Source organism: Bradyrhizobium sp. 62 (assembly GCF_023073035.1).
Classification (GTDB): Bacteria; Pseudomonadota; Alphaproteobacteria; order Rhizobiales; family Xanthobacteraceae; genus Bradyrhizobium.
On record NZ_JADPIT010000023.1, the window covers coordinates 266973 to 292845 of the forward strand.

The 25873-nt window shown below is 65.5% G+C and carries 27 protein-coding genes and 1 pseudogene; 5 read left to right on the forward strand and 23 right to left on the reverse strand.

Features of this window, described 5'->3' with window-relative positions; translation table 11 throughout:
• The 7 genes from IVB47_RS24865 to IVB47_RS24895 form a co-directional block, all read right to left on the reverse strand.
• Window positions 1-979, reverse strand: a 979-nt coding sequence (locus IVB47_RS24865) for an FAD-dependent oxidoreductase (RefSeq protein ID WP_247465152.1), incomplete at its 3' end; no start/stop codon positions are given.
• Entirely contained in the window at window positions 976-1272 is a 297-nt protein-coding gene (locus IVB47_RS24870; RefSeq protein ID WP_027570302.1) for a (2Fe-2S)-binding protein, read from the reverse strand. The genes IVB47_RS24865 and IVB47_RS24870, both read right to left, overlap by 4 nt.
• A 19-nt stretch (window positions 1273-1291) precedes the next feature.
• Complete coding sequence (locus tag IVB47_RS24875) at window positions 1292-2428, reverse strand: FAD-dependent oxidoreductase (protein ID WP_247358229.1); 1137 nt, start codon at window positions 2426-2428, stop codon at window positions 1292-1294.
• A gap of 8 nt (window positions 2429-2436) precedes the next feature.
• Entirely contained in the window at window positions 2437-3243 is an 807-nt protein-coding gene (locus tag IVB47_RS24880; RefSeq protein WP_247465155.1) for an ABC transporter permease, read from the reverse strand.
• Window positions 3240-4115 (reverse strand): ABC transporter permease, encoded by an 876-nt coding sequence (locus IVB47_RS24885; RefSeq protein ID WP_247287540.1) that lies wholly within the window; start codon window positions 4113-4115, stop codon window positions 3240-3242. The genes IVB47_RS24880 and IVB47_RS24885 overlap by 4 nt, the downstream gene beginning before the upstream one ends.
• The gene (locus IVB47_RS24890) at window positions 4112-5146 is read right to left on the reverse strand and encodes an ABC transporter ATP-binding protein (protein WP_247465158.1); all 1035 of its coding nucleotides are present in this window, start codon (window positions 5144-5146) and stop codon (window positions 4112-4114) included. Before IVB47_RS24890 ends, IVB47_RS24885 begins: the two co-directional genes overlap by 4 nt.
• 23 nt (window positions 5147-5169) lie before the next feature.
• Complete coding sequence (locus IVB47_RS24895) at window positions 5170-6204, reverse strand: ABC transporter substrate-binding protein (RefSeq protein WP_247465160.1); 1035 nt, start codon at window positions 6202-6204, stop codon at window positions 5170-5172.
• A 271-nt stretch (window positions 6205-6475) separates the two neighbouring features.
• Between IVB47_RS24895 and IVB47_RS24900 the strand changes: the two genes are divergently transcribed.
• Window positions 6476-7390: a LysR substrate-binding domain-containing protein gene (locus IVB47_RS24900; protein WP_247465162.1), complete on the forward strand. Its 915-nt coding sequence runs from the start codon at window positions 6476-6478 to the stop codon at window positions 7388-7390.
• Here IVB47_RS24900 and IVB47_RS24905 read toward each other — a convergent pair.
• From IVB47_RS24905 to IVB47_RS24945, 9 genes are read right to left on the reverse strand one after another with little or no spacing between them, the layout of a single operon-like run.
• A complete protein-coding gene (locus IVB47_RS24905; protein ID WP_247465164.1) occupies window positions 7380-8753 on the reverse strand; it encodes an amidohydrolase family protein in 1374 nt (457 codons plus the stop codon). The genes IVB47_RS24900 and IVB47_RS24905 overlap by 11 nt on opposite strands.
• Window positions 8750-10333 (reverse strand): ABC transporter substrate-binding protein, encoded by a 1584-nt coding sequence (locus tag IVB47_RS24910; protein WP_247465167.1) that lies wholly within the window; start codon window positions 10331-10333, stop codon window positions 8750-8752. The genes IVB47_RS24905 and IVB47_RS24910 overlap by 4 nt, the downstream gene beginning before the upstream one ends.
• Before the next feature lie 22 nt (window positions 10334-10355).
• A complete protein-coding gene (locus IVB47_RS24915; RefSeq protein ID WP_247465169.1) occupies window positions 10356-11006 on the reverse strand; it encodes an aspartate/glutamate racemase family protein in 651 nt (216 codons plus the stop codon).
• An 8-nt stretch (window positions 11007-11014) separates the two neighbouring features.
• The gene (locus tag IVB47_RS24920; RefSeq protein ID WP_247465172.1) at window positions 11015-11899 is read right to left on the reverse strand and encodes a polysaccharide deacetylase; all 885 of its coding nucleotides are present in this window, start codon (window positions 11897-11899) and stop codon (window positions 11015-11017) included.
• Entirely contained in the window at window positions 11886-12701 is an 816-nt protein-coding gene (locus IVB47_RS24925) for an ABC transporter substrate-binding protein (RefSeq protein WP_247465174.1), read from the reverse strand. The genes IVB47_RS24920 and IVB47_RS24925 overlap by 14 nt, the downstream gene beginning before the upstream one ends.
• A 14-nt stretch (window positions 12702-12715) precedes the next feature.
• Window positions 12716-13480, reverse strand: a complete 765-nt coding sequence (locus IVB47_RS24930) for an amino acid ABC transporter ATP-binding protein (protein WP_247465176.1) — start codon at window positions 13478-13480, stop codon at window positions 12716-12718.
• Window positions 13477-14334: an amino acid ABC transporter permease gene (locus tag IVB47_RS24935; protein ID WP_027570289.1), complete on the reverse strand. Its 858-nt coding sequence runs from the start codon at window positions 14332-14334 to the stop codon at window positions 13477-13479. Before IVB47_RS24935 ends, IVB47_RS24930 begins: the two co-directional genes overlap by 4 nt.
• Complete coding sequence (locus tag IVB47_RS24940) at window positions 14331-15155, reverse strand: ABC transporter substrate-binding protein (protein WP_247465178.1); 825 nt, start codon at window positions 15153-15155, stop codon at window positions 14331-14333. Before IVB47_RS24940 ends, IVB47_RS24935 begins: the two co-directional genes overlap by 4 nt.
• A 35-nt stretch (window positions 15156-15190) precedes the next feature.
• Window positions 15191-16147 carry an N-carbamoyl-D-amino-acid hydrolase gene (locus IVB47_RS24945; protein WP_256467920.1) on the reverse strand — a complete coding sequence of 319 codons (957 nt, stop codon included), beginning with the start codon at window positions 16145-16147 and terminating at the stop codon, window positions 15191-15193.
• Window positions 16148-16298: 151 nt separating this feature from the next.
• On the opposite strand from IVB47_RS24945, the gene IVB47_RS24950 reads away from it, so the two are divergent.
• Together IVB47_RS24950 and IVB47_RS24955 are read left to right on the forward strand one after the other, a co-directional pair.
• Window positions 16299-17225: a LysR family transcriptional regulator gene (locus IVB47_RS24950; RefSeq protein WP_247465180.1), complete on the forward strand. Its 927-nt coding sequence runs from the start codon at window positions 16299-16301 to the stop codon at window positions 17223-17225.
• Window positions 17226-17248: 23 nt separating this feature from the next.
• The gene (locus IVB47_RS24955) at window positions 17249-17968 is read left to right on the forward strand and encodes a type 1 glutamine amidotransferase (RefSeq protein ID WP_247465183.1); all 720 of its coding nucleotides are present in this window, start codon (window positions 17249-17251) and stop codon (window positions 17966-17968) included.
• A gap of 119 nt (window positions 17969-18087) precedes the next feature.
• On the opposite strand, the gene IVB47_RS24960 is transcribed toward IVB47_RS24955, so the two are convergent.
• From IVB47_RS24960 to IVB47_RS24990, 7 genes are all read right to left on the reverse strand, one after another.
• Window positions 18088-18555 (reverse strand): nuclear transport factor 2 family protein, encoded by a 468-nt coding sequence (locus tag IVB47_RS24960; RefSeq protein ID WP_247431831.1) that lies wholly within the window; start codon window positions 18553-18555, stop codon window positions 18088-18090.
• A gap of 77 nt (window positions 18556-18632) precedes the next feature.
• Complete coding sequence (ybgC, locus tag IVB47_RS24965) at window positions 18633-19037, reverse strand: tol-pal system-associated acyl-CoA thioesterase (RefSeq protein ID WP_247465307.1); 405 nt, start codon at window positions 19035-19037, stop codon at window positions 18633-18635.
• Window positions 19038-19150: 113 nt separating this feature from the next.
• A complete protein-coding gene (locus tag IVB47_RS24970; RefSeq protein ID WP_247465186.1) occupies window positions 19151-20068 on the reverse strand; it encodes a metallophosphoesterase in 918 nt (305 codons plus the stop codon).
• Between the two features lie 129 nt (window positions 20069-20197).
• A complete protein-coding gene (ruvB, locus tag IVB47_RS24975; protein ID WP_247465308.1) occupies window positions 20198-21232 on the reverse strand; it encodes a Holliday junction branch migration DNA helicase RuvB in 1035 nt (344 codons plus the stop codon).
• A gap of 155 nt (window positions 21233-21387) precedes the next feature.
• Entirely contained in the window at window positions 21388-22005 is a 618-nt protein-coding gene (gene ruvA, locus IVB47_RS24980; protein ID WP_247465189.1) for a Holliday junction branch migration protein RuvA, read from the reverse strand.
• Window positions 22002-22529 carry a crossover junction endodeoxyribonuclease RuvC gene (gene ruvC, locus IVB47_RS24985; RefSeq protein ID WP_007599969.1) on the reverse strand — a complete coding sequence of 176 codons (528 nt, stop codon included), beginning with the start codon at window positions 22527-22529 and terminating at the stop codon, window positions 22002-22004. The genes ruvA and ruvC overlap by 4 nt, the downstream gene beginning before the upstream one ends.
• A 70-nt stretch (window positions 22530-22599) precedes the next feature.
• Window positions 22600-23346 carry a YebC/PmpR family DNA-binding transcriptional regulator gene (locus tag IVB47_RS24990; protein ID WP_027570279.1) on the reverse strand — a complete coding sequence of 249 codons (747 nt, stop codon included), beginning with the start codon at window positions 23344-23346 and terminating at the stop codon, window positions 22600-22602.
• Window positions 23347-23552: 206 nt separating this feature from the next.
• Between IVB47_RS24990 and IVB47_RS24995 the strand changes: the two genes are divergently transcribed.
• Together IVB47_RS24995 and IVB47_RS25000 are read left to right on the forward strand one after the other, a co-directional pair.
• Window positions 23553-25301: a methyl-accepting chemotaxis protein gene (locus IVB47_RS24995; RefSeq protein WP_247465192.1), complete on the forward strand. Its 1749-nt coding sequence runs from the start codon at window positions 23553-23555 to the stop codon at window positions 25299-25301.
• Between the two features lie 109 nt (window positions 25302-25410).
• Window positions 25411-25873: pseudogene (locus tag IVB47_RS25000) on the forward strand (methyl-accepting chemotaxis protein); the annotation flags it as partial.

Genomic DNA, 25873 nt, shown 5'->3' on the forward strand with positions numbered 1-25873 from the left:
CGCGCGCCGCGATGCGGCCGCGCACCACGGCTGCGTTCGCGCCGCCGATGCCGGCGCCGTCGCCGGCAATCGCAATACCAGCGACCGACGAATTCCCGCTGACATCGAGCACCGGAGACCAGCACAATTGCAAATCATCCCAGCGATGCTCGATTCCGGCAGCCATCGCCAGATTGACGTTGGGCACAACGCCCTGGTGCAGCAACAAGAGATCCGCAAGGACGGTTTCGCGCTTGCCGCCGGCGACATAGCTCACGTTCGCGAGCTGGCCGTCACCAGAGGCCGCAAGCTCGCTGACTCCTGAGACGACCTGCACCTTCGCCTTCACCTCGCGCATCATCGACAGGCCCTTGGCGAAATAAGGCGAGGTCAGGAAGGCAAAGGCGTGGGGGAGAGCCGCGAAATAATTGCCGCGCGCGGTGGTGTCGAGAATGCGATCGATGCGACCGCCGAGACGCAAGATCTGCGCGGCGAGCAGCCAGAGCAGCGGCCCCTGCCCTGCAATCACGGTACGGCCATCCGGCACCAGGGCCGATGATTTCAACATCGTTTGCGCGGCGCCCGCGGTCATCACGCCCGGCAGCGTCCAGCCGGGAATGGGGAACGGCCGCTCCAGTGCGCCAGTCGCGAGGATCACGCGCTTGGCCTTTACGAACGCGGACGCGCCGCCGACCGAGACGGCGATGTCGAGGTTGCGGTCGAGGCTCCAGACGGTGGCGCGGTGGATGACCTCGGCGTTGCCTGCGCGTAGCGCCCGCACGAGATCGGCGCCCACCCAATAGTCAGCGCCGAGCTGATCGCGCTCGGTCACCGGTGTCGAGGCGACGGCGCGGAACACCTGGCCGCCGGGCCCGATATTCTCGTCGAGCAGCAACGTCGACAGGCCGGCTTCGGCGGACGTCGCAGCAGCGGCGAGGCCGGCAGGCCCGGCCCCTATCACCACGACGTCGTATTCTTCGCGCTTGGGAGCCACAGTCATTTCCCGATCTCCCGCTTGCCCTTCTGAATCTCGATCTGCATGCCCTCGGTGACCGGCACCAGGCAACCCTGTCGGTTGCCGACGCCGTCGATGGTGACGAGGCAGTCGAAGCACACGCCCATCATGCAATAGGGCAAACGCAGCGCGCCGCTCACCGCGGTCGAACGGCGTGCATCGCAGCTCGAGGCCAGCAGCGCCGCAGAGACGGTGTCGCCCTGCCGCGCGGCGACGGCAACGCCATCGACGAAGATTTGCACCGGTGGCCGCTTGTCCTGCTCGGATCGTTTGAACATCCTGGCTCCTTCAATATCCCTAGTAGCCGCTGTTGTTCGCAGCACCGGCGGCGCCAAAACGGCTGGCCGAGAACGCGCCGACCAGCTCCGGCTCGAGCGCGCCCTGCTCGACCATCCGCGCGATCTCGAAAGCGTGGTTGGAGGCGAGCGTCACGCCGGAATGGCAGCAGGCGACGAAGGCGCCGGGATGCGTCTCCGACTGGTCGTAGATCGGAAAGCCGTCCTGCGGCATGACGCGGATGCCGGCCCAGCTCCTGACCACGTTGAGCCGCGCGAGATGCGGAAACATGCGCTGGGCGCGATCGGTCATCACGGCGCTGATCGAATGCTTCATCGTACGATCGTCGAGCTCGTCTTCCTTGCTGTCACCGATCATCACCGTGCCTTCGTCGGTCTGGCGGATCGTGGTCAGCGGATGCGGCAGGAACGGCATGGTGCGCTCGGTCACCACGATCTGGCCACGGGTCGGGCCCATCGGGGCGTAGAGACCGACCATCGGCGCCAGCGTCTGGTTGGCATTGCCGGCGGCGAGCACGATCTTGGCGGCACGGAGCTCGCCCTGCGGCGTCGTCAGGCGGAATTCACCGCCGCTCTGGCTGATCGTCGAGACCGGACGCTCCGGAAGATAATCGATGCCGAATGCCCTAAAGCCGGTGTGGAACGCACGAAACGTGCGCAGCGAATTGACGTGACCGTCGAGCGGACAATAACTGCCGCCCGAAACTTCAGGCCCAATCAGCGGCAGCGCCTTCTTCACCTCGGACGCCGGCAGCATCTCCATCTTGTAGTCGGCGGCGCCTGTCTGGTTGTGCATGCGCTTGACCAGCTCGGTGCGCTGGCCGAATTCGTCCTCGCCGAGCGTGAGATGAAAGCCGCCATTCTGCTGAAGAGAGACATCGAGGCCAGTCTGCTGCTTCAACTCGGATGCGAGCCGGCCCCACGCCTGCGACGCCTGCACAGTCCACACCGTATAGGCCGGCATGCCGAGGCCCTTGCTCTGCACCCAGACCAGCGCAAAGTTGGCACGCGAGGCGCGCTTGGTGATGTCGCCTTCGTCGAGCACGGCGACGCGTCTGCCGAGCCTCCCGAGGCCCCAGGCGATGGCGGAGCCGAGCAATCCGCCGCCGACGACGGCGACGTCATAATCTGTTCGCATGGATTCTCCTATCGCCCTGTATCGCCCTTGCCGGCGAGCACGCGGTCGAGCCCGTAGAAGCGGTCGAGCAGAATGAGAGCGGTCATGGTAACAGCGATCACGCAGGCCGAAACCGACGTCACCAGCGGATCGATGTTGTCCTGGATGTACAGAAACATGCGCACCGGCAGTGTTTCGGTGCCGGGTGCCGCGAGGAAGACGGTCATGGTGAGATCGTCGAAGGACTGGATGAAGGCGAGCGCCCAGCCGCTGATGACGCCGGGCAGGATCAGCGGCAAGGTCACGCGGCGGAACAGCGTCCAGCCGCCGGCGCCGAGCGAGATCGCCGCCATCTCGACCGAAAGGTCCATGCCGGTCGCCGCCGCCAACGTCAGCCGCAGCGCGAACGGAAACACGATCATGACATGCGCGATGATCAGCGCGGCAAAGCTGCCGCCGAGGCCAGCCGAGGTGAAGAAGCGCAGGAATGCGATGCCGAGCACGACATGCGGGATCATGAGCGGCGACAGGAACAGTGCCGCCAGTGCGTCTCGGCCGCGGAACCGATAGCGCGCGATCGCGAGCGCCGCAGGCACTGCGAACAGCAGCGCCACGAAGGAGGACAGTGCGCCAAGGCCAAGACTGACCCAGAAAGCATGGACGAATTCGGGATAGTTGGCGATCGCCCTGAACCAGCGCAGCGAAAAACCGTTTGTCGGCAGCGACAAGAAGCCTTCAGGCGTGAACGCGACGAGGCAGACGACGAGGATCGGCGCCACCATGACGATGACGAAGATGGTGTGGAAGATCAGCGCGAGCGGCCCGTTCCGGCTCATCGGAACACCTCCGCGTAGCGGCGCTCGATCAGTGTGTTGCTGCCGACGACGATCAAGACCAGCGCGGCCAGCAGCAGCGTGGCGACCGCCGCACCCAGCGGCCAGTTCAGCGTGTTGAGGAATTCGTCATAGGCGAGCGTCGCCGCGACCTTGAGCCGGCGGCCGCCGATGATCGCGGGCGTCGCAAACGCACTGGCCGAGAGCGAGAACACGATGATCGCCCCTGACAGCACGCCCGGCATGATCTGCGGCATGATGATGCGGCGGATGATGGTCACAGGGCCGGCGCCGAGCGACATCGCGGCATTCTCGATCTGCGGATCGAGCCGCTGCAGCGCCGCCCACACCGACAGCACCATGAATGGCATCATCACATGCGCGAGCGCGATAACCATTCCGGTCTCGGTGAACATGAAGGGGATAGGCGCGCGGATCAACCCGGCCGACATCAAGAGCTTGTTGACGAGGCCGTTATTGCCGCCGAACAGCAGCGCCCAGCCGAGCGTGCGCGCCACCACGGAAATCAACAGCGGCCCCAGGATGACCAGCAGGAAAACGCTCTTCCAGCGTCCGCCCATGCGGTTGAGGATGTAGGCTTCGGGCGCACCGAGCACGGCCGTGAGCAGCGTGGTCAGGATCGCGATGCGAAACGTCCGCCCGAACATCTCGGCGTAATAGGGATCGGTGACGATCTCGTGCCAGTTCTTGAGGATGAAGACCGGCTCGATGCCCTTGTACTGGCCCCAATCGTGGAACGACAGCATCACGGTCATTGCCAGCGGAATCAGCAGCACGCCGACGAACAGCATCAAAGCGGGCGCGGTCAGCGCCCACGGCGCGCGTGCGTTTCGTTCCTCGGCGGAAGCGCTCATGCGACGCCCCTCACGCCCATGTCCTCCGGCCGCCAGGTGAGGTGAACTGCCTCGCCTTCGACCGGTTGCGATCGGCCGTCATTCTGGCGGATCACGGTCGCCGGGCCGCATTCGCTCTCGCACTGGAACAGCCAGTGATTGCCCTGGAAGATGCGCGTGACGATCTTTGCGCTGAGGCCTGCGTCGCCAAAGTCGATCCGCTCGGGGCGAATGCTGACGGTGACGGGACCGCTGCGCCCGGCAGGCGCAGGCGCGCTCCACGAGCCGGCGATCAATCGCGCAGGCGCACTGGTCCGATCGATCGTCGCAGCAAAGTCGTTGGTCTTGCCCAAAAACTGCGAGACGAAGGCCGAGGCCGGCTTCTCATAGGTCTCCTGCGGCGTGCCGATCTGCTCGATCCGGCCCTGGCTCATCACCACGATACGGTCGGACAGCGACATCGCCTCGTTCTGGTCGTGGGTGACGAGGATCGTGGTGGTGCCGATGGTGCGCTGGATCTGGCGCAGCTCGATCTGCATCTCCTCGCGCAGCTTGGCGTCGAGATTCGATAGCGGCTCGTCGAGCAGCAATACGCTCGGCTTGATCACCAGCGCGCGCGCCAGCGCCACGCGCTGCTGCTGGCCGCCGGACATGCGGCGCGGATGGCGATCCTCGTAGCCGGCAAGCCCGACCATCGCGAGCGCGGCGCGGACGCGCTCGGTCCGTTCGCCGCGCGGCACATTGCGCATCTCGAGGCCGAAGGCGACATTCTCGGCCGCGGTCATGTGCGGAAACAGCGCGTAGCTCTGGAACACGATCCCAAGCCCGCGTTTGGCCGGATGGATCGCGGTCAGGTCCTTGCCTTCCAGCCGGATCGCGCCGCGGCTGGGATCGAGGAAGCCCGCAATCATTTGCAGGGTCGTTGTCTTGCCGCAGCCGGAGGGACCGAGGAAGGAGACAAACTCCCCCTTCCCCACCGCGAGACTGAAGTCGTCGACGACAGTCTGCGCGCCGAACTGTTTTGCGACCCGATCGAGCTCGAGATAAGCCATGACGCTGTCTCCGCCGCGAACGATCAGCGTTCGACCTCGCGATTCCAGCGCTTGGTCCATTCCTCACGCTTCTCGTTGATGACAGTCCAGTCCGGATTATAGAGCTTTGCCGCACGTTCGCCGATCGGCGCCATCTTGCCGAGCTCGGGCGGGATAACCAGCGATTTCAGCACCGGGCCGTAGCCGTAGTCCTTCAGCATCACGAGCTGGATCTTGGGTTCGAGCAGCATCTTGACGAAGCTGGACGCAAGCGGCGAGGCGTTCGGCTTGGTGATCGGACAGGCGGTGGTCAGCAACGTCGCGGCGCCCTCCTTCGGATAGACGAAATCGACGGGGAAGCCGGTATTGGCAAAGCTCTGCACGCGGCCGGTGCCCCACACCGCGATCACGGCCTGGCCGGACTGGAACAGCTCGGTCATCTTGCCGGGCGACGGCTCATAGGCGAGCACGTTCGGATTGATCTGCTCCTTGAAGATCTTGAAGCCGGAATCGACATTGGTTTCGCCGCCGCCATTCATCTTCGACAGCATCACCAGCGCTTCGAGGCCATAGGTGTTGTTGATCGGCGGGATCACGAGCTGCTTGGCGTATTTCGTGTCCTTCAAATCGTTCCAGGAGGTCGGCGGCGCCCAGCCCTTCTCCGCAAACACCTTGGTGTTGTACATCAGGCCGGTCGCGACGATCCCGATGGCGACCGCACGATCGTCCTTAAAGCGGGCGGTGTCGTAGAGATCGGCCGGAAGTCCCTCGAGCTTGCCGCAGAAGCCGAGCTGGATCGCCTGGTACATCGGGCCGTCGTCGACGATGGCGACGTCGATCTGCTGATTGCCCTTCTGCGCCTGGAGCTTTGCCAGCGTGTCGGTGGAGTTGCCGGCGACGTACTCTACCTTGACGCCGTTCTCCTTCTCGAAGGTCGGGATCACCTCGTCACGAATAGTCTTCTCAAACGAGCCACCATAGCCGGCGACGTAGAGCGTTTTCTGCTGGGCCGTGGCGACCGACGAGGCGGCGACGAGCGCCGCGATGCTGACCGCTGTCAGAAGGCGAAAAGTCTTCATGTGGTCCGATCTCCATACCGGGATGAGGTGACGTGCCGACGAGTCTCGTTGGCTGAACCTTCCGCATTTCCTTCCGCGCAAATCCCTCCCCGACAGGGCTCCGGCCCCTGCGCGGCTGGTTTTGGCGCGATCCGGAGTTTCGAACCCCTCCGATCTGCCGAAAAAGCGGGCCGTCTCCAGCTCTGATGAAAAAGATCGCAAACTCCGGCTTCCGTCGTCCAATGAATAATGGCACCCTCTGTATGCCTAAATGTTATGAATGGAATTCAAGATGGCGCGCATCAATTCGCGGCAGGTGGAAGCCTTCCGGGCCACGATGCTGACCGGCAGCGTGACGGAGGCGGCGGCGCTGATGAAAGTGACGCAGCCGGCGGTCTCCCGGTTGCTGCGCGACCTCCAGGCGCTGCTGAAGATGGAGCTGTTCGAACGGCGCGGCACCGGCCTCGTGCCGACCGCTGCGGCCATGGCGCTCTACACCGAAGTCGAGCGCTCCTTCGTCGGCCTTGAACGGATCACGGCGGCAGCCGAGGAAATCCGGGGCCGCCGCACCGGCTCACTGCGGATCGCGGCACTTCCAGCACTGTCGAATGGCTATTTGCCGCGGCTCACCGGGCAGTTCCTGAAGGAGCGGCCCAACCTCAACCTCGCTTTCTTCGGCGTGATCTCGCCGATCGTGGTTGACTGGGTGCTGAACAACCAATGCGACGTCGGCTTTGCCGAGGTGCCGATCGCGCATTCCGGCCTGCCGAGCCAGAAGCTGCCGGCGCCGGCGCGTGTGGCTGTACTGCCCACCGGTCACCGCCTCGCGGAAAAGGAAGTGCTGGAGCCCCGCGATTTCGAGGGCGAGACTTTCATTTCGCTGTCGGCGGGCTCGTCGAGCCGCCACCTCGTCGACCAGGTCTTCCATCGCCACGATGTCCGCCGCGTGCTCAGGGTCGAGACCACGCTCTCGGAGATCATGTGCGGCATGGTGTCGTCGGGACTCGGGGTCGCGATCTGCGATCCCTTCACCGCGCAGGAATTTTCCACGCGCGGCGTCGTCGTCCGCCGCTTCCTGCCGCGCATCGACTTCGAATTCTCCGCCGTGTTTCCGGCGCAGCGCAGCCCCTCGCCGGTGGCGCTGGATCTGGTCGAGACCATGCGCAAGTCGCTCGCCGAATTCGACGAGGGAGCTCTCAGCCGTTGAACGCCGCCTGCGCCTCCGGCAGGTCCCAGATCTTGCCGATCGCAGCAGTCCCCGCCGCCGTGATCGCCGCCTCGTCAGCGCCGAGATAGCGGCCGGCATCGACCAGCATGCGGCCGTCGACCATGACCTGATCGATATTGGCGCGGTTGGCGAGCGCGATCAGCGCGCGGCGCGGGTCGAACAGCGGCTGAAGATGCGGATGAGTGAGATCGACCACGGTGAGGTCGGCGGTCGCGTCCGGCTCGATCCGGCCGAGATCGGGCCGCTTGATGACATCGGCGGCGATTGCCGTGTTCGCCTCGATCAATTCGGGCGCGTTCGCGACGTCAGCCCGCGCCGAGGTGACCTTGGAGATCAGCGACGCCGCATTGAGTTCGCCGAGCAGGTCCATGTTGTAGCCGTCGGTGCCGACCACGGTGCGAACGCCGTGTTCCGCGAACCGGCTGAACGCGGCGGTGACGCCGGCGCGGGCGAATACGCGCGGGCAATTGAGAACCGTCATGCCGCGCGCGGCCATCAGCTTGAGATCGTCGTCGGTGCTGAACATGCAGTGCGCCGCCATCAGATCGGGCGCCAGCAGGCCGAGCCAGTCGAGATATTGCGCCGGCGTGCGGCCGCCATAGCGCTTACCAATGGTTTCGACCTCGGCACGGCTCTGCGCCATATGCGTCGTGATGGGCACGCCAAGCTCGCGCGCCCGCGCGGCACAGGCCTTCAAGAGATCTGGCCCGCAGGTGTCGGTGGCATGCGGACTCATCGCAAGGCCGATGCGACCGTCGCCGCGATTGTTCCAGCGCTGGTAGAGTGCATCCCAGGTCGCCATGTCGGCTGTGCCGTCATCGCCGGAATAGTGCACCACGCCGTCGGGGCCGGCCTTGGCGTCCGACGTCGAGAACAGATAGGGCGCGCCATAGAAGCGGATGCCCATCTCTTCGGCGGCGTCGAACATCTCCGGGATCGAGTTCCGGAACGGCTCCATCACCGTGGTGGCGCCGCCCTTCAGGAGTTGGAGGATGCCGAGCCGCGCGACCGCCATGCGCTCTTCCGCCGACAAGATATCTGCACCGCGCTTGGTCAGCGGCAAGAGCACCGTGTAGACGATGCTCTGGTTGTTCTTGCGGCCATTGCCGTCCTCGGTGTGGCTGCGCGCCACCGCTTCAGAGAAGCAGTGATTGTGCAGGTTCAACAGGCCCGGCAGGACGAAGCGGCCGGGGCGGTCGTAGATCTCATCCGCCTGCGGCCTGTCGCGCGTGACCGCGGCGATCTTCTTGCCTTCGACCAGGACCCAGCGGTCGCGCAACACGTCCTGCGCGCCGTCCTTGCGAGACAGCACATAGCTGCCGAAAATTGCTGAGGTGCTCATGCGGGGCGTACGTTCCAGAAGACGGCGGTGCCGTCGAGAATGCCGGTGATAGCTTTACGATAGGCGGTCGGCTGCTTGTACAGGCCGATCGGAATATAGGGGATTTCCTGAAATGCCACCGTCTGTATCTCGCGGCAGATGCGCTGCTGCTCGGCGAGCTCGGAGGCCGCGAGCCACTGGCTGCGCAAGGCTCTCATCTTCTCGCTCGCATACCAGCCGGCGACCTTGCCCTCGCCACGGATGTTGGTGTTGCCGGCCGGATTGAGCCAATCGATGCCCTGCCAATTGCCGACCGCCGCGCTCCAGCCGCCCTGCGGAAGCGGATCCTTCTTGAGTTGGCGTTGCAGCACCACGGCGAAATCGAGCCCGGCATATTCGACGTTCATGCCGGCTTTGCGCAGGCTGTCGACGGCGATCTCGCCCAGCGGCTTCTGCGCCAGTGAGTTGGTGGGCACGAGCACCACGATCTTCTCGCCATTATAGCCCGCGGCCTTGAGATCGGCCTTCACCTTGGCGTAGTCGCGCGGGCCGCGGAACACATCGAGGCCGACCTCGCTCGCCATCGGCGTATTCGGCGCGAAATAGCCGATCGGGGAGACCTGGAAATTCGGATCGGTACCGGCCACCGCGGTCATGAAGGCGGATTGATCGATCGCCCCCAGGAGGGCGCGGCGAACGGCAGGGTTGTCGAACGGCGGCTGAAGATGATTGAGGCGCAGCATGCAGGCATAACCGCGGGGATCGAGGATGCGCGCCTCGATGTCGCCGGCCGCCTTGATGATCGGCAGCAGGTCGTGCGGCGTGGTCTCCTGCCAGTCCTGCTCGCCGGTCTGCAGCGCGGCGACGCCGGTGCCGGCATCGGGCGTGGTGGTCCAGACCACCCGATCGTAATGCACGATCTTCGGACCCGCGGTCCAATCCGGCTTGCCGTCGCTGCGCGGCTGATAGCGCTCGAATTTGGCATACGCGTTGCGCGCGCCCTGCACGCGCTCGTCGGCGAGATAGCGAAACGGCCCGCTGCCGATCACTTCGGTCAGCGGCTTGAACGGATCCTGGCTCGCCAGCCGCTCCGGCATCATGAAGCACGCGTTGATCGCGGCCTTGCCGAGCGCCTGCGGCAACAGCGGGAATGGACGCTTGAGGCGGAAGCGGATGGTGCGGTCGTCAGCGGCCGACAGCTCGTCCGTCGCCTCCATCAGCTCACCGCCAAAGCCGTCGCGCGCGGCCCAGCGGCGGATGCTGGCAACGCAGTCGCGGGCAAGCACGCGCTCGCCGTCGTGCCAGAACAGGCCGTCGCGCAAACTGAGGTCCCATTGCAGCCCGTCGCCGGAGACGACATGGCCCGACAGCATCTGCGGCGAGACCTGGAGCGAAGAGCTGATGCCATAGAGCGTGTCGTAGACCATGAAGCCATGGTTTCGCGACACCTGCGCCGTGGAATAGATGGGGTCGACGAAGGCGAGGTCGATGACGGGAATGAAGCGCAGCGTGGTCTGGGATTCGGCACGGACGATCCCCGGGAATGACAGCGCCGGCACAGCGGCTGCGGCCTTGAGGAGCGAACGACGGGAGACGGGCATTGCAAGAGGCTCCTGAAGGATCTTACGTGTTCAGCAAGACCGCGCCGATCGCAGCGGCCACCGCCTGCTGCGCCGGCTCGACCACGGGCACACCGATGGCATCCGCAATCGCCGCGCGATGCGAGGCCATGCCGGCGCAGCCCATCACCACGACATCGGCACGGCATTGCGAGACCAGCGCGCGGCCAGCTTCAATCAACCGTCCCCGGATGTCCGCGCCTGCCGTCTCCGCCGCGCTTGCGCCGACCGACCAGCTTCCGGCGTAGCGGCTGTCGACGCCCATCAGCCGCACCATCCGCTGCTGGCGGCGGATGCTCGAGGGCGACAGCGCGATGATTCCGAAGCGCTCGCCCAGCATCAGTGCGCGAAAGATACCGCACTCGGCGATACCCATCACCGGGCGCCCGCCGGCCGCCTCGCGCACCGCATGCAGGCCGGGATCACTGAAGCAGGCGAGCACGAAGGCATCCGCATCGTCGCGCGACACACGGTTGACCAGCGGCATCACAACGCCGTCGGCGTCGCGTTGCGAGCTGATGCCGGGCGGCCCCTCGGCAAGGCCGACGACCTCGATTGCGGGGCCGCCGGCGATGCGCAGCGGCGCGACGGCGTCATCGATCGCCGCCGTCACCGATGCGGAGGAGTTGGGATTGATGACGAGGATGCGGGTCATGGCCTGGCTCAACTTTTTCCGGCCTCGTGGCGCAGGAAGTTGGCCGCGATCTTCTCGCCGGTCGTGATCCAGACGTCCGGGCACGACTTTGCGTAAGTGAGAAACTCACGCAGCAGGCGCAGCCGCATCGGGCGGCCGCTGCATTGCGGATGCAGCACGGTCGTCACCATCGCGCCCCAGTCTCTGGTTTCGTCGAGCTCGTCCTTCCAGATCGAAAGCACATGCTCCTTGGGGAAAATCGAGCGCGGACTGAAGCGCGCCGACAGGCCGTGCATCCAGTCGTCATAGCTTGCGGTCACCGGCAGCTCGATCGTGCCCGGCTTGCCGTCGGCGAGACGATGCCGATAGGGCCGCACGTCGTCGCGGAACGAGGAGGTGTAGACGATGCCGTGACGCACCAGCGCCACCCGCAGCTCCTCGGTGAATTCGCCGTAGGGCGCGCGGTAGCCGGTCGGCCTGACGCCAAGCCGGCGCTTGAGTGCCTCGAAACCGCGCTCGAGCTCCTCCTCGATCCAGGGATCGCCGGGATCGGGAAGGAGATGGTGATAACCATGGTGGCCGATCTCGTGACCGGCCTTGAGAATGGAATCGGCCATCGCCGGATGCGCGTCGACCGACCATCCCGTGACGAAGAAGGTCGCCTTGAGATCGAGCTGATCAAGCAGCTCCAGCAGTTTCGGCGTGCCGACGCGCGCCTCATAGCCGCCATAGCTCATGGTGATGAGCCGCTGCGCGTGCACCGCGTCCTTGCTGGTCCAGGCGCTCTCCGCGTCCACGTCGAACGACAGGAACATCGCCGAATTGTACGGCCTCGGCCAGGGGTATTCCGGCGCAGGATCCGCGGTGTTGGCTGGGCTGAGCGGGATGCTCTGGAGTGCCTTACTGTCCAGCATTGAGGGTCGCCTTTTCGAGTGCGTTGTCGGTCAGTTTCCACTTGGCAAGCAGCGTACGATAAGTGCCGTCCGCGATCAGCGCGTCGACTGCCTCCAGCATGGCTTGCTGCAGCGCCTTTTCCTTGACCGGCAGAGCGATGCCGGTGAATTGCTGCGCGATGGGCTCGCCCACAGTCGCATAGGTGCCGGGCTCGAGGTCCATGATGTAGGGCAACGTCTCGTTGCCTTGGGCGGCGGCATCGATGCGGCCCTGCCTGAGCTGGGTGCGGGCGTCGGCCGAGCCGTCGGTCCCGACGAACTGGATCGGATTGGTGCCGCAATTCTTCTCGCTCCAGGCCGCGATCTGCGCCGGGAACATGGTGCGGCGGCTGGCGCCGACCTTCTTGCCACAGAGCGCGGCTGCGTCCTTGAACTCCGCCTTGCGCGACTGCTGCACGAAGAACTGCGGGCCGCTGCGCAGATAATCGACGAAGGACGCGATTTCGTGCCGGCTGGCATAGTCGGTGAAGCCGGACAGGATGGCGTCCACCCGCCCGGTCGAGATCGACGGCATGAACTCGGCAAAGCTGGTCTCCTGCCATTCGATCTTGACGCCGAGCTTGCGGCCGATGGCCTCGCCGAGATCGATGTCGAAGCCGGACAACGCGTTGGTGGCGGGATCGCGGAACTCCATCGGCGGATAGTTCGGCACCAGCGCGACCTTGATGCTGCCGCGCTTGGCGATCTCCGCCGGCAGCTCGACCGCCATGACCGGAGCGCTCATGACGCCAACGAGTGCCGCCGTAACCAGAATTCTCTTCATCGATACGCCCCCATTCAGATCACTGCCGAAAGAAATGCCCTGGTGCGCTCCTCGCGGGGCGCGCCCAAGACATCGGATGCGCACCCTTGCTCGATGATCGCGCCCTGGTCCATGTAGACGACGCGGTCGGCGACCTCGCGCGCGAAGCCGAGTTCGTGCGTCACGACCATCATGGTCATGCCGCTCCGCGCCAGCTCCTTCATGACCGCCAAGACCTCGCCGACGAGTTCGGGATCGAGCGCGCTGGTCGGCTCGTCGAACAGCATCAGCATCGGCTTCATGGCAAGCGCACGGGCAATCGCGACGCGCTGCTGCTGGCCGCCGGAGAGCTGGGCGGGATACCAGTCCGCTTTGGCCGACAATCCGACACGCCGCAGCAGCTCGATCGCCTCCGCACGCACCTCGTCGGATTTTCGACCCTGAACCTGGAGCGGACCTTCGGTGATGTTTTCGAGCGCGGTCTTGTGGGGAAACAAGTTGAAGCGCTGGAACACCATGCCGGTCTTCAGCCGCTGCCGCCCGATCTCGCGCTCGCTAAGCCGATGGAGCCGTCCGCCCTGCTCGCGCACGCCCAAGAGCTCGCCGTCGAGCCAGATGCCGCCACTGTCGATCGCGGCGAGCTGGTTGATGCAGCGGAGCAGCGTCGTCTTGCCCGAGCCGGAGGCACCGATCAGACACATCACCTCGCCGGGCCGGATGTCGAGCGAGACATTTTTGAGAGCCTGAAACTCGCCAAAACTCTTGCTGACGGAGCGGATCGCGACGAGGGGTTTTGTCATCGCGCGAGCCGCAATGTGCCGCGCGCAAAACGGCGTTCGAGCAGCATCTGGAGCGGCGTCAGCACCGAGACGACGAGCAGGTACCAGAGCCCGGCGACGATCAGGAGCTCGATCACGCGCGAATTGGCGTAGTAGATGTTTTCCGCGTTGTGCAGCAGTTCCGGATACTGGATGACGCTGGCGAGCGAGGTCGCCTTCACCATGCCGATGAACTCGTTGCCAAGCGGCGGGATCACCACCCGCATCGCCTGCGGCAGCACGATCCGGCGCAGCGCACGCAAGCGTCCCATGCCGATCGCCTGCGCGGCCTCATATTGCCCGATATCGACCGACAGCATGCCGGCGCGCATCACTTCCGACGTATAGGCGCCCTGGTTGATGCCGAGCCCGAGCAGCGCGGCGAGGAACGGCGTCATGACGTCGACGGCGCGCGCGCTCCACAGGCCGGGAATGCCGATGGTCGGAAACACCAGCGCGAGATTGAACCACAGCAGCAGTTGCAGGATCAGCGGCGTGCCGCGGAACAGCCAGGTGTAGCCGGCGGCGACGGTCTTCAGCACCGGGTTGGGCGACAGCCGCATGATCGCGATGACGACGCCGAGGAAGATGCCGAGCGCCATCGCCAGCACCGCCATCACCATGGTGTTGACGATGCCTTCGAGAATGACCTTTGCCGTCAGGAAGCGGCTGACATAGGACCATTCGATCTGGCCGGCCGCAAACGCACGCACGATCAGTGCAAGCACAAGGACGATCAGGGCGGCGCTGAGCCAGCGAAACCAGTGCGGCTCGCGCGCGATCCGCATTCCCGACAGGTCGGGAAAACCCTCCGCGAGTGCCGGTGCCGTCTTCATTGTGACGCCGCGTTCAGCATGGGCTGGGCGACCGCATTGGCGCCGAGACCCCATTTGTCTAGGACAGCCTTGTAGGAACCGTCGGCGATCATAGTCGCGAGCTTCTCAGTCACCGCCTCGCGAAGCACCGCATCGTCCTTGCGGAACATGATGCCCTGATATCCTTTGGCAAAGGGCTCGCCGATCACGCGGTATTTGCCGGGTTCCTGCGTCTGCGCATAAGGCAGCGTCTCGCTGCCCTGTACGGCGGCGTCGATGCGGCCCTGCTTGAGCTGGTTGCGGACGTCGATCGAGTTCTCGCCCGGCACGTACTGGATCGCCGGCTTGCCGGCCGGCTCGCAATTCTGCTTGCTCCACTTCTCGATCTCGACCGGGAAGCTGGTGCTACGGGTGGTCCCGACCTTCTTGCCACAGAGATCGGTCGCAGCCTTGGCTTCGTTCTCCGCCATGACGAAGAACTGCGGGCCGGTCCCGAGATAATCGACGAAATCCGCGGTCTCGCGCCGCGAGGCGCGATCGGAGATGCCGGAGATGATGAAATCGGCGCGCCTGGTCTGGAGCGACGGGATCAATTCGGCGAACGGCGTCTCGCTCCACACGATCTTCACACCGAGGCGCTTGGCCAGTTCGTTCGCCAGATCGACGTCGAGCCCGACGAGCTCATTGGTTGCGGGATCGCGATATTCCATCGGCGCGTATGTCGAGTTGACCGTGAGCTTCAACGCGCCCGCTTGCTTGATCTCGGCCGGAAGCTCCGCCGCCTGCGCGGACGTCGCGGCCGCCAGCGCTGCGATGCCGAGGAAATACGAGAGGCGCGTCATATCGGCTCCTTTGCCAACGTTGTTGGAACGTCCTGTCAGTCCGCGTCGAGAACCGCGGGTTCGATGACGCCGGCGCGTTCGGTGATCACGCGGTATTGCTCCGGCCGCCGGTGTGCGGCGAAGTTGAACATCTTGTCCTTGCCCTGGCGGCAGAGGTCGAGATCGATGTCGGCGACGATCACCTCGTCAGTCAGCGTTGCGGCCTGCGCGACGATGCGGCCATTGGGATCGACGATGCAGGAGCCGCCGATCAGCCCGGAGCCGTCCTCCTCGCCTGCCTTCGCCACCGAGATCGCCCAGGTCGCGTTCATATAGGCGTTGGCCTGCGTCACCAGCGTGGAGTGGAAGGTGCGCAAGGAGGCATCTTCCGTGCTGCCGCCATTCGGATCATAGGCCGCCGAATTGTAGCCGATGCAGACAAGCTCGACGCCCTGCAGGCCAAGCACGCGCCAAGATTCCGGCCAGCGGCGATCGTTGCAGATCATCATGCCCATGATGGCGTGGGCCCAGGCCGAGCCGGCGCGGAAGGCCGGAAAGCCGAGATCGCCATAGTCGAAATAGCGTTTCTCGAGCTGCTGGTAGCGCGCACCTTGTCGCGGCTCGACCGAGCCCGGCAGGTGCACCTTGCGATAACGGCCGAGCAGCTCGCCGTCGCGATCGACCAGGACGGCGCAATTGTAGCGGCGCCCATCCGGCGTCAGCTCGGCATAGCCGACATAGAAGCCGACGCGCAGCGCACGCGCACGGTCGAACAAGGCGGCGACGTTCGGGTTCGGCATGCCGCGTTCGAAATGATGGTCTAGCGCCTCGCCTTCGAGCAACCAGCGCGGAAAGAATGTGGTGAAGGCGAGCTCGGGAAACACCACGAGGCTGGCGCCGCGGCCGGCCGCCTCCTCCAGCAGCGCAAGCATCCGCGACAGCGTATGCTCGCGCGTATCGGCTTTTTGCGTCGGCCCCATCTGTGCGGCGGCGGCGCGAAGGACACGAACCAAGATTGCCTCCAATCTGTGCGCAGTGGCGCCTCAATGGGCGGATGAACCCTTTGATGCGCCGTGCAAATCCGCTGCCATTACGCGGAAGCGGGGCTGCAAAATCAATTCGTTCTGCTATGATGTTTTGGCCCAGAGTATAATCGGCAGTGATATGAACCTGCGCCAGCTCGAGATTCTCCGCGCCGTCATCCGCCACCGCACCACGGTTGCGGCCGCCGACGAACTGGCGTTGTCGCAGCCTGCCGTGAGCAACGCGCTGAAGACGATGGAGGCGCAGGCAGGTTTTGCGCTGTTCGAACGCGTCAACAACCGGCTGTTTCCGACCACGGAAGCGATGGCGCTCTACAAGGAGAGCGAGGCGATCTTCGCGCTGCACGCAAAGCTCGAGAGCCGCGTGCGCGATCTGCGCGAGAACCGCTCCGGGCATCTCGCGCTGGTCGCGACGCCGCCGCTCGCCTACAGCATCATCCCCTCGGCGCTGTCAGGTTTCCTGCGCCGTCGCCCGGAGACACGGGTGTTCTTCGACGTGCGGCGCTATGAGGGAATCATCGAAGGCGTGCTCAACCGCGTCGCCGAGCTCGGCTTCGCGCTCGGGCTGACACATCATCCAGGCATCGCCCACGAGGTGGTGCACACCGGCGAGATGGTGTGCGTGCTGCCGCCGCAGCACCCGCTCGCCGACCAGCCGGTGATCTCGGCCGCGGACCTGTCCGGCCTGCCCTTCATCGGGCTCGAGCGCGGCACACGGCTCGGCGAGGCCGTGCGTGACAGTTTCGCCCGTGCCGGCGCGCCGTTCCGGCCGACCGTCGAGGTGCGCTACTGCAACACGGCCTGCGTGCTCGCCGCCGCCGGCGTCGGCGCCGCGGTGGTCGATCCCTTCTCGCCGCGGCAGAACGGCGGGACCGGCCTCGTCGTGCGGCCGTTCGCGCCGACGACGCACGCGGTGGCCTATATGCTATGGTCGGAAGCAGAGCCGCTGTCGCGCCTGGCCAAGGCGTTTCTCAACGAGGTCCGGAAAGAGAGTGCGCTGCTGGAGCCCACAGCGCCACACCAGCAACATGGGGCAGGAAGCGACTGAGCTTGACCTTTACCGGAGAGCACATGGCACGCATCACCATCATCGAGACCGGGCAGGTCCCACAAAAATATCGCGAGCGCCACGGTTCATTCCCGGACATGTTCGAGCGCATGGTCCGCGCCGAGGATCCGACAGCCACGGTCGAGATCGTCAGCATCCCGAACGGCGATGCGCTTCCGGATCCGCGCAATTTGGAGGCGGTGCTGATCACCGGCGCGGCTGCCGGCGTCTATGACGGGCTCGACTGGATCGCGCCACTGGAAGATTTCGTGCGCACGGCCTACGCCAGCAGGACACCGATGGTCGGCATCTGCTTCGGTCATCAGTTGATCGCGCAGGCGCTCGGCGGCACCGTGCGCAAATCGGAGAAGGGCTGGGGCATCGGCCGGCACGTCTATCAGGTGCTGCCGGACAACGGCGTCGTCGACGGCGAAGCGGTCGCCATCGCCTGCTCGCATCAGGACCAGGTGATCGAGCCGCCGAACGATGCGCTGACCATCCTCTCGTCCGACTTCACCCCGCATGCCGGCCTGCTCTACGCCAACGGCGCGACGCTCACCCTGCAGCCGCATCCGGAGTTCGACGTGGAGTTTGCGCAAGTGTGCTGTGAGCTGCGCGACGGCAAGGCGCCGGACGATGTCGTTGCCATCGCGAGGGAGTCGCTGGCGGAGCCGATGGACCATGCCAAGCTCGGAGGGGCGATTACGAGGTTTCTGGCGCGCAAATCCATCCTCTCATCCTGAGGAGCGCACTCTCGCGCGCGTCTCGAAGGATAGAGGCCCCGCTGCAGCAACGGGGCCTGCATGGTTCGAGACGCCGCTTCGCGGCTCCTCACCAATGAGGGGTGACAGTTGTTCTCGGCTCAGAAAGGGTCCGTCCCCAACCCCGCCACGTCCGCCGGCCTCGGCCCCGGTGCCGGCCAGTGAAATCGCCGGTCCTTCTCCGCGATCACCACGTCGTTGATCGAAGCCTCGCGCCGCCGCATCAGGCCGTGCTCGTCGAACTCCCACTGCTCGTTGCCGTAGGAGCGGTACCACTGGCCGCTCGCATCGTGCCATTCGTACTGGAAGCGCACGGCGATGCGGTTATCGTCGAACGCCCAGAGGTCCTTGATCAGGCGGTAGTCGTGCTCCTTCTCCCATTTGCGGGTGAGGAACGCGACGATGGCTTCGCGACCCTGAAAAACCTCGGAGCGATTGCGCCAGCGGCTGTCCTCGGTATAGGCGAGCGAGACGCGCACCGGGTCGCGCGAATTCCAGGCATCCTCGGCCATACGCGCCTTCTGCGCGGCGGTCTCACGGGTAAAGGGCGGAAGCGGCGGGCGCGACATGATGGCCTCATCGGTTGGCGGGAGTGCAATCTATCGCCGCGCGCGGGGGAGTCGAGAGGCCGTCCGCTATCGCCCGATCACGAAATGAGATCAGCCTTCATCAAGGCGCGGATCGATTTCGGGATCGGCTGGGCGCGGCCGCCGCTGATGAAGGCGACGCGTACCTCGGCCTTCACCAACACCTCCTCGCCGCGCCGCACCTCCTGCGCCAGCATGATGGAGGCGCCCTTCACGGCGATCGGCCAGGTCACGACGTCGAGCACGTCGTCCATCCGGGCAGGCTTGAGGAAATCCAGATGCATCGAGCGCACCACGAAGGCGAAGCTTGCATCTTCCGTCTCGGCCTGCTCGAACAATGCCTGCTGCTCGGCGCCCATCAGCCGCAGATGATTGGTCCGTCCGCGCTCCATGAAGCGCAGGTAGTTGGCGTGATAGACGATGCCGGAAAAATCCGTGTCCTCGTAGTAGACGCGGACCTGCATGTGGTGGCGGCCGTCGCGGATCTCGCCGTCGAGATGAGCTGTCACGTCACGAGCCTCTTCGCTTTCGGTAACCAGTCCGTTTTGCGCAAAAACGGCCGGCTGCGCAAGCGCGGCTAGACGATCAAAGGCCCCCGACCCAGCGTCACCTTGACGATCTCCGGCGGCACGCCGACGCGGAGCGGCATGATGCTGCAACCGAGGCCGCCGGAGATGATGACGTCGCATTTCAGCCGGACATGCCCGTAAGCTAGCCGGAGGCCGTGCTGCGGCGGAACTGCCGGCGACCAGCCGAGCAGGCGGACCTGACCGCCATGGGTGTGGCCGGACAGCTGCAACGCGACGCGGGCGGGCACGCGCGGCGCGATATTGGGCTCATGCGCGAGCAGGACGATCGGCGCATCGTCGGTGACCTTGGCAAGCGTCGCGTCGAGATCGTCGGCGCCGAAGCGCCCCGTGCTCCGGAAGCGTCGCGCCGGCAGAAAGGCGAGCTGATCGCCAAGGCCGGCAAGCCAGAACGCGCGGCCGTCCTTGGCCAGCCGCACGACGTCGTTCTCGTAGACGGGAATGCCGGCCGCCTCCAGCGCGCGATGCGCGACCGTCGGCCCGTGGCCGGCCTGCTGCACGGTCCTGTCCGCCCAATAATCATGATTGCCCATGACGGCATGGACGCCGAGCGGCGCTTTCAGGCCGGCCAGGACTCTCGCCCATTCGCTCGCCGGAATGATGCGCGTGACCTGGTGCAGACCGGCGACATAGTCGCCGAGCAGCACGATGATATCCGCATTGAGCGCATTGGTGCGATCGACGATGGCTTCGATTCGCTCCAGCGACATCCAGGGATCGCAGGCATGGATGTCGGCGATCACGGCGATCTTCAGCGGGAAATCCGCCGGCCATTGCCGCGGGGTTGGATGATAGCGGGTGACCCGAAGCCGCAGCATCGGCTCGACGCCGACGCCATAGGCCGCGGTCGATACGCCCAGGGCGGACAGGCCGCCGATGGAACGGAAGAAATGACGGCGCGTGATCATGGCAGCCCGATCGTGATGCGGCTTGTTGATGCGATCCTATTGGAGCGGAAATGGGGTGCGTTTGTGCAGACCCTCTGCACGAGATGACCGGAAATTCATGACGGCCCGAGCAGGCTGCACTTGCGTAGATCAGTCGTCGCTCTCGTCGCTCCCGAACAGGCCGAACTGTGCCGCCGCATCGCGCGAGGGCTCGGCTATCCCGAGATGGCGGAAGGCGTGCGACGTGAGCAGGCGGCCGCGCGGGGTGCGCTGCAGATAGCCACACTGGATCAGATAGGGCTCGATGATGTCTTCGATCGCGTCGCGCGGCTCGGACAGTGCGGCGGCCATCGTCTCGACGCCGACCGGGCCGCCGCCATAGTTCTGCGCGATGGTCGTGAGGTAACGGCGGTCCATCGCGTCGAGGCCGGCGGCATCGACCTCGAGCGCGCTCAGCGCGTGATCGGCAATCTTGCGATCGATCCTGTCGGCATCGGCTGCCGAGGCGAAATCGCGCACGCGGCGGAGCAGCCGGCCGGCGATGCGTGGCGTGCCGCGCGCGCGTCGCGCGATCTCGTTGGCGCCATCCGCGCTCATGCCGACGTTGAGCACGCGTGCGCCACGGGTGACGATGCTCTCAAGCTCTTCGATCGTGTAGAAATTCAACCGGATCGGAATGCCGAAGCGGTCGCGCAAGGGATTGGTGAGCAGGCCGGCGCGCGTGGTGGCGCCGACGAGGGTGAATTTCGACAGCTCGATCTTCACCGAGCGCGCCGCCGGGCCCTCGCCGATGATGAGGTCGAGCTGGAAATCCTCCATCGCGGGATAGAGCACTTCTTCCACCGCAGGGCTGAGGCGATGGATCTCGTCGATGAAGAGCACATCGCGCTCTTCGAGATTGGTGAGGAGTGCTGCGAGATCGCCGGCCTTGGCGATCACCGGGCCCGACGTGGCACGAAAGCCGACGCCGAGCTCCTTGGCCACGATCTGCGCCAGCGTGGTCTTGCCGAGGCCGGGGGGACCGACGAACAACACGTGATCCAGCGCCTCGCCGCGCTTGCGCGCCGCCTCGATGAAGATGGATAGATTCTTGCGCGCCTGCTGCTGGCCGACGAAATCGGACAGCGATTGCGGGCGCAGCGCGGTGTCGCCGACATCATCGCTGCGGCGCTCGGGCGTGACCATGCGGTTGGCCTTGGGATCGCTCACTCAGCGGACTCCCGAAAATCGTAGGGTGGGCAAAGGCGCTCTTCGCGCCGTGCCCACCATGTCGCTGATCGCTCTATAGATGGTGGGCACGCTTCGCTTTGCCCAGCCTACGAGATTGACCATTTCCGCGCTCACTTCGACAGCTCCTTCAGGCCGAGCCGGATCAGCTGCGCGGTCCCGGCGCTCTCGCCCGCGCTGCGCGCGGCCGATGCGATCGCGGTCGCCGCCTGCGGCTGGCCGTAACCGAGATTGACCAGCGCTGAGATCGCGTCCGCCACGGGTCGCGGCGCGCGCTGGTCGTCGACGGCACCGGCGAGGTGCACGACCGCCGGATCGACATTGGCGAAGGCCGGCGCCTTGTCCTTCAGTTCGGTGACGATGCGCTCCGCGACTTTGGGACCGACACCGGGCGTGCGCGCCACCGCGGCCTTGTCGCGCAACGCGATCGCGTTGGCGAGGTCGGACGGCTGCAGCGTACCGAGCACGGCGAGCGCGACCTTGGCGCCGACGCCCTGCACGGTCTGAAGCAGGCGAAACCATTCGCGCTCCTGGTCGCTGCGGAAGCCGAACAGTTTGATCTGGTCCTCGCGAACATAGGTTTCGATCGACAGCACGGCGGCCTCGCCCGGCGAGGGCAGATGCTGCAGCGTGCGCGTCGAGCAATGCACCTGATAACCGACACCGCCGACGTCGAGGATGACGAAATCCTCGCCGTAGGAATCGATCAGGCCCTTGAGCTTGCCGATCATAGGCCTGCCACCTTCAGCCGCAGCGCGGTGCTCTGGCGATGATGGGCATGGGTGATGGCGATGGCGAGCGCGTCGGCGGCGTCCGCGGACGGCGGATCGGCCTTGGGCAGCAAGATCTTGAGCATCATCGCGATCTGCTGCTTGTCGGCGTGGCCGGCGCCGACCACCGTCTTTTTCACCTGGTTCGGCGCGTACTCGGCAACGCTGATGCCGAACATCGCGGGCGCGAGCATGGCGACGCCGCGGGCCTGGCCGAGCTTCAGCGTCGCGACGCCGTCCTTGTTGACGAAAGTCTGCTCGACCGCGGCTTCCATCGGCTTGTGACCGGACAGGACGGCGGCGAGCCCCTCATGGATCGCGAGCAGCCGGCTCGCCAGCGGCAAATCGTCCGGCGGCTCCACCGAGCCGCAGGCGACGTAGATCAGGCGATTGCCCTCGGCCTCGATCACGCCCCAGCCGGTACGGCGCAGGCCAGGGTCGATGCCGATGATGCGAACGGGGCCACGAATCGGGAGCGTCGTCATGGGCCAGTGATAGCGGCTGGCCGCCGTGGGGGAAACAGAAACAGAACGGAAGTAACAGGGGAAGTGGCCCCTACCCGCCCATCTTCGCCAGCAGCGCGTCCGACACCTCGAAATTGGCGTAGACGTGCTGGACGTCGTCGTGCTCGTTGAGCAGGTCCATCAGCTTCAACAACTTCTCGCCGGTCTCGTCGTCGACTGCGACCGTGTTCTGCGGTTTCCAGATCAGCGCGGCCTTGCGCGGCTCACCGAACTTGGCTTCCAGCGCCTTGGCGACGTCGCGATAGCCTTCCGTCGAAGCGTAGATCTCGTGGCCGGCTTCGCTCGAGATCACGTCGTCGGCGCCGGCCTCGATCGCGGCATCCAGCACCGCATCGTCGGAGGCGACGCTGCGGTCGTATTCGACGATGCCGGTGCGGTCGAACATGAAGGACACCGAGCCGGTTTCGCCGAGATTGCCGCCGGACTTGGTGAAGAAGGAGCGGATGTCGGAAGCCGCGCGGTTGCGGTTGTCGGTCAGCGCCTCGACGATGACGGCAACGCCGCCGGGTCCGTAACCCTCGTAGCGGATCTCGTCATAGTTCTCGCCGTCATTACCGAGCGCCTTCTTGACGGCGCGCTCGATATTGTCCTTCGGCATGTTCTCCTGGCGCGCCGCGGTGATGGCCGCACGCAGGCGCGGGTTCATGTTGGGGTCGGGCGTCCCCAGCTTGGCCGCGACGGTGATTTCCCGCGCCAGCTTGCCGAACAGTTTCGACTTCTGGGCATCCTGCCGCCCCTTGCGGTGCATGATGTTCTTGAATTGGGAATGTCCGGCCATGCGTGATCTTCTCTAGGGGAATCGTGCGCCAAGGTGAGCGTGGGAAGCGCGGCCTTATAGGCCGCCACCCCCCCGGAAAGAAAGAGGCTCTACGACTTTAAGGTAACACCGTACGGGCCCGTGCCTAGATGTCAGGCATCGTTAACCCTGATTTCATTCCAGCCTGCGAAAATAGCGTCCGACCGTCCCCCGACAAGAGAGACCTGATGGCATTCGGACTATTTCGGAAGCGTCTGCCGGACATGACTGCAACTGCGGCTGCCCCGCAGGCTGCACAGCCGGCGGCCCATTCCGAGCCTGCCGGGGCCGTCGAAAGCGATTCGGCCAAGGAAATCCTGGAACTGCTGGAACTCGAGCTGGGCGCCATGATTCGCCAGCTCGAGCGCGCCGCCAATTCGGTGGCCGGCGGCGCCGAGGCGACTGCGACGACGCTTGCCGCCATTCGCGACCGCACCGACGCCCTGACCGGCCGGACCAACGCCGCGCAATCGAACGCCTCCACCTTCGCCCATGCCGCCGACAAGTTCACCCAGTCGGCGCTGGGCATCGGGGCGCAGGTTCGCGAGGCCGGCAAGCTCGCCGACGAGGCCAGCGCCGCGGCACAGGAAGCCCGCGCCAACGTCGATCGCCTGCGCGAATCCTCGGCCGCCATCGGCAACGTCGTCAACCTGATCGCACAGATCGCACGGCAGACGACGCTGCTCGCGCTCAACTCGACCATCGAGGCCGCGCGTGCGGGCGCCGCGGGAAGAGGCTTTGCGGTCGTCGCCACCGAGGTCAAGGCACTCGCGGTGCAGACCCAGGGCGCGACGGAGGAGATCACCAAAAAGATCGACGCGCTGCAGCGCGACGCCGCCGGCTCCGCGGATGCGGTGCACCGCATCTCGCAGGCGATCGAGGCCATCCGCCCGGTATTCGAGACCGTCAACGGCGCGGTCGCCGAACAGAACGCCACCACCAGCGAAGTCTCCGGCAACGCGACCAGCGCGTCGCAGTTCATCATCTCGGTCGGCGAAAGCGCAGCCGAGATCGATGCTGCGACCAAGGCGGCCGAGAGCCACGGCGAGAACGTCGCGAGCGCCGGCAAGGCCGTGACCGCCTTCGCACAGAAACTGAAATCGCGCTGTGCCGTGCTGCTGCGCCAGAGCGAGCACGACGACCGCCGCAAGACCGAACGGCTGCCCTGCCATCTCAAGCTCGAAACCGCCCGCGGCGTGCTGCCGGTCTACGAGATAGCGATGGACGGCGTGCTGATCGGCGGCGCCGACGCGGGCCGCCTTGCATCGCAAGCCATGATCGAAGGCACCCTCGAAGGCGTCGGCGCCTGCCGCCTGCGCGTGGTCGAGCAGTCCAAGGCCGGCGCGCGCGCGCAATTCGTCAATCCCGATGCCGCGCTCCGCGAGAAGATCGAGGACAGGCTCTGGTCGATCCACGAAGAGAACACGGAGTTCGTCACCCGCGCCATGGAAGCGGGCAACGCGCTGACCGGAATCTTCGAGCAGGCGGTTGCTCGCGGCGAGGTGAAGATCGAGGACCTCTTCGACACCGATTATGCCGAAATCGCCGGAACCAATCCGCAGCAGTACCGCACCCGATATCTGGACTGGGCCGACCGCGCGCTGCCGTCGTTCCAGGAAGCCTTTCTGGCAAAGGACCCGCGCTTGGCGTTCTGCGCCATGGTCGATCGCAACGGCTTCCTGCCGGTGCACAACAAGATCTATTCGCATCCGCAGCGGCCGGGCGATGCCGCGTGGAACACAGCCAACAGCCGCAACCGGCGGATGTTCAACGATCCGGCGGGGTTGGCTGCCGCGCGCAACCTGCGCTCGTATCTGGTGCAGAGCTATGCGCGCGACATGGGCAACGGAAATACTGTGATGATGCGCGAGATCGACGTTCCGATCCGCGTGCAGGGCCGGCACTGGGGCGGATTTCGGACGGCCTACAAGCTCTAGTGCGCGCTCAGGCAAGACGCCAACGCGCGAATCACCTCTTAAGACCGGAATTGGAATGGGAATGCCGCGGAGAGCCGGCGAACGGCTCTGACTGGAGGACTCTCAAGACATGTCCGTCGTACAACTTGCAGTACTGGACACCGGCTCCAACCGAACGCTTGCCGAACGGCTGATCGATCAGCTCGCCGACCGCATCGGCGGCCTCGGCGTGGAACTCGCCGACATCGCCGGCAACGTCCAGGAAGTCGCAAGCCGCGTCGCGAACCAGTCGGAACGGTTTCATCACCTCCAGGAAACCGCCGAGACGATGGTGTCGGCCAACCACGACATCGCCAATGCGTCTCAGGCGGTGCAAACGACCACGTCAGCGGCGGTCGGCGAGATCGCGCAGTCGCGCGGCGCAGTCGATGCCGCGGTGAGCCACATCTCCGAACTCGTCGCAGCCGTCGAACGCATCGAGGCGCGGCTCAGCGCCGTCGGCTCCGCGCTGGCGCAGGTGGCAAAAGTGTCCGGCTCGATCGAGGCGATCGCGAAGCAGACCAACCTGCTCGCGCTCAACGCCACCATCGAGG

Coding starts and splice junctions, on each gene's coding strand:
- IVB47_RS24895 (WP_247465160.1), bottom strand. CDS start 6,204: ATGAAGACTTTTCGCCTTCTGACAGCGGTCAGCATCGCGGCGCTCGTC.
- IVB47_RS24880 (WP_247465155.1), bottom strand. CDS start 3,243: ATGAGCCGGAACGGGCCGCTCGCGCTGATCTTCCACACCATCTTCGTC.
- IVB47_RS24885 (WP_247287540.1), bottom strand. CDS start 4,115: ATGAGCGCTTCCGCCGAGGAACGAAACGCACGCGCGCCGTGGGCGCTG.
- IVB47_RS24995 (WP_247465192.1), top strand. CDS start 23,553: ATGGCATTCGGACTATTTCGGAAGCGTCTGCCGGACATGACTGCAACT.
- IVB47_RS24990 (WP_027570279.1), bottom strand. CDS start 23,346: ATGGCCGGACATTCCCAATTCAAGAACATCATGCACCGCAAGGGGCGG.
- IVB47_RS24970 (WP_247465186.1), bottom strand. CDS start 20,068: ATGATCACGCGCCGTCATTTCTTCCGTTCCATCGGCGGCCTGTCCGCC.
- IVB47_RS24905 (WP_247465164.1), bottom strand. CDS start 8,753: ATGAGCACCTCAGCAATTTTCGGCAGCTATGTGCTGTCTCGCAAGGAC.
- IVB47_RS24910 (WP_247465167.1), bottom strand. CDS start 10,333: ATGCCCGTCTCCCGTCGTTCGCTCCTCAAGGCCGCAGCCGCTGTGCCG.
- IVB47_RS24950 (WP_247465180.1), top strand. CDS start 16,299: ATGAACCTGCGCCAGCTCGAGATTCTCCGCGCCGTCATCCGCCACCGC.
- IVB47_RS24900 (WP_247465162.1), top strand. CDS start 6,476: ATGGCGCGCATCAATTCGCGGCAGGTGGAAGCCTTCCGGGCCACGATG.
- IVB47_RS24870 (WP_027570302.1), bottom strand. CDS start 1,272: ATGTTCAAACGATCCGAGCAGGACAAGCGGCCACCGGTGCAAATCTTC.
- IVB47_RS24955 (WP_247465183.1), top strand. CDS start 17,249: ATGGCACGCATCACCATCATCGAGACCGGGCAGGTCCCACAAAAATAT.
- IVB47_RS24940 (WP_247465178.1), bottom strand. CDS start 15,155: ATGACGCGCCTCTCGTATTTCCTCGGCATCGCAGCGCTGGCGGCCGCG.
- ruvA (WP_247465189.1), bottom strand. CDS start 22,005: ATGATCGGCAAGCTCAAGGGCCTGATCGATTCCTACGGCGAGGATTTC.
- ruvB (WP_247465308.1), bottom strand. CDS start 21,232: ATGGTCACGCCCGAGCGCCGCAGCGATGATGTCGGCGACACCGCGCTG.
- IVB47_RS24935 (WP_027570289.1), bottom strand. CDS start 14,334: ATGAAGACGGCACCGGCACTCGCGGAGGGTTTTCCCGACCTGTCGGGA.
- IVB47_RS24920 (WP_247465172.1), bottom strand. CDS start 11,899: ATGCTGGACAGTAAGGCACTCCAGAGCATCCCGCTCAGCCCAGCCAAC.
- IVB47_RS24930 (WP_247465176.1), bottom strand. CDS start 13,480: ATGACAAAACCCCTCGTCGCGATCCGCTCCGTCAGCAAGAGTTTTGGC.
- IVB47_RS24875 (WP_247358229.1), bottom strand. CDS start 2,428: ATGCGAACAGATTATGACGTCGCCGTCGTCGGCGGCGGATTGCTCGGC.
- ruvC (WP_007599969.1), bottom strand. CDS start 22,529: ATGACGACGCTCCCGATTCGTGGCCCCGTTCGCATCATCGGCATCGAC.
- IVB47_RS24925 (WP_247465174.1), bottom strand. CDS start 12,701: ATGAAGAGAATTCTGGTTACGGCGGCACTCGTTGGCGTCATGAGCGCT.
- IVB47_RS24915 (WP_247465169.1), bottom strand. CDS start 11,006: ATGACCCGCATCCTCGTCATCAATCCCAACTCCTCCGCATCGGTGACG.
- IVB47_RS24890 (WP_247465158.1), bottom strand. CDS start 5,146: ATGGCTTATCTCGAGCTCGATCGGGTCGCAAAACAGTTCGGCGCGCAG.
- ybgC (WP_247465307.1), bottom strand. CDS start 19,037: ATGCAGGTCCGCGTCTACTACGAGGACACGGATTTTTCCGGCATCGTC.
- IVB47_RS24960 (WP_247431831.1), bottom strand. CDS start 18,555: ATGTCGCGCCCGCCGCTTCCGCCCTTTACCCGTGAGACCGCCGCGCAG.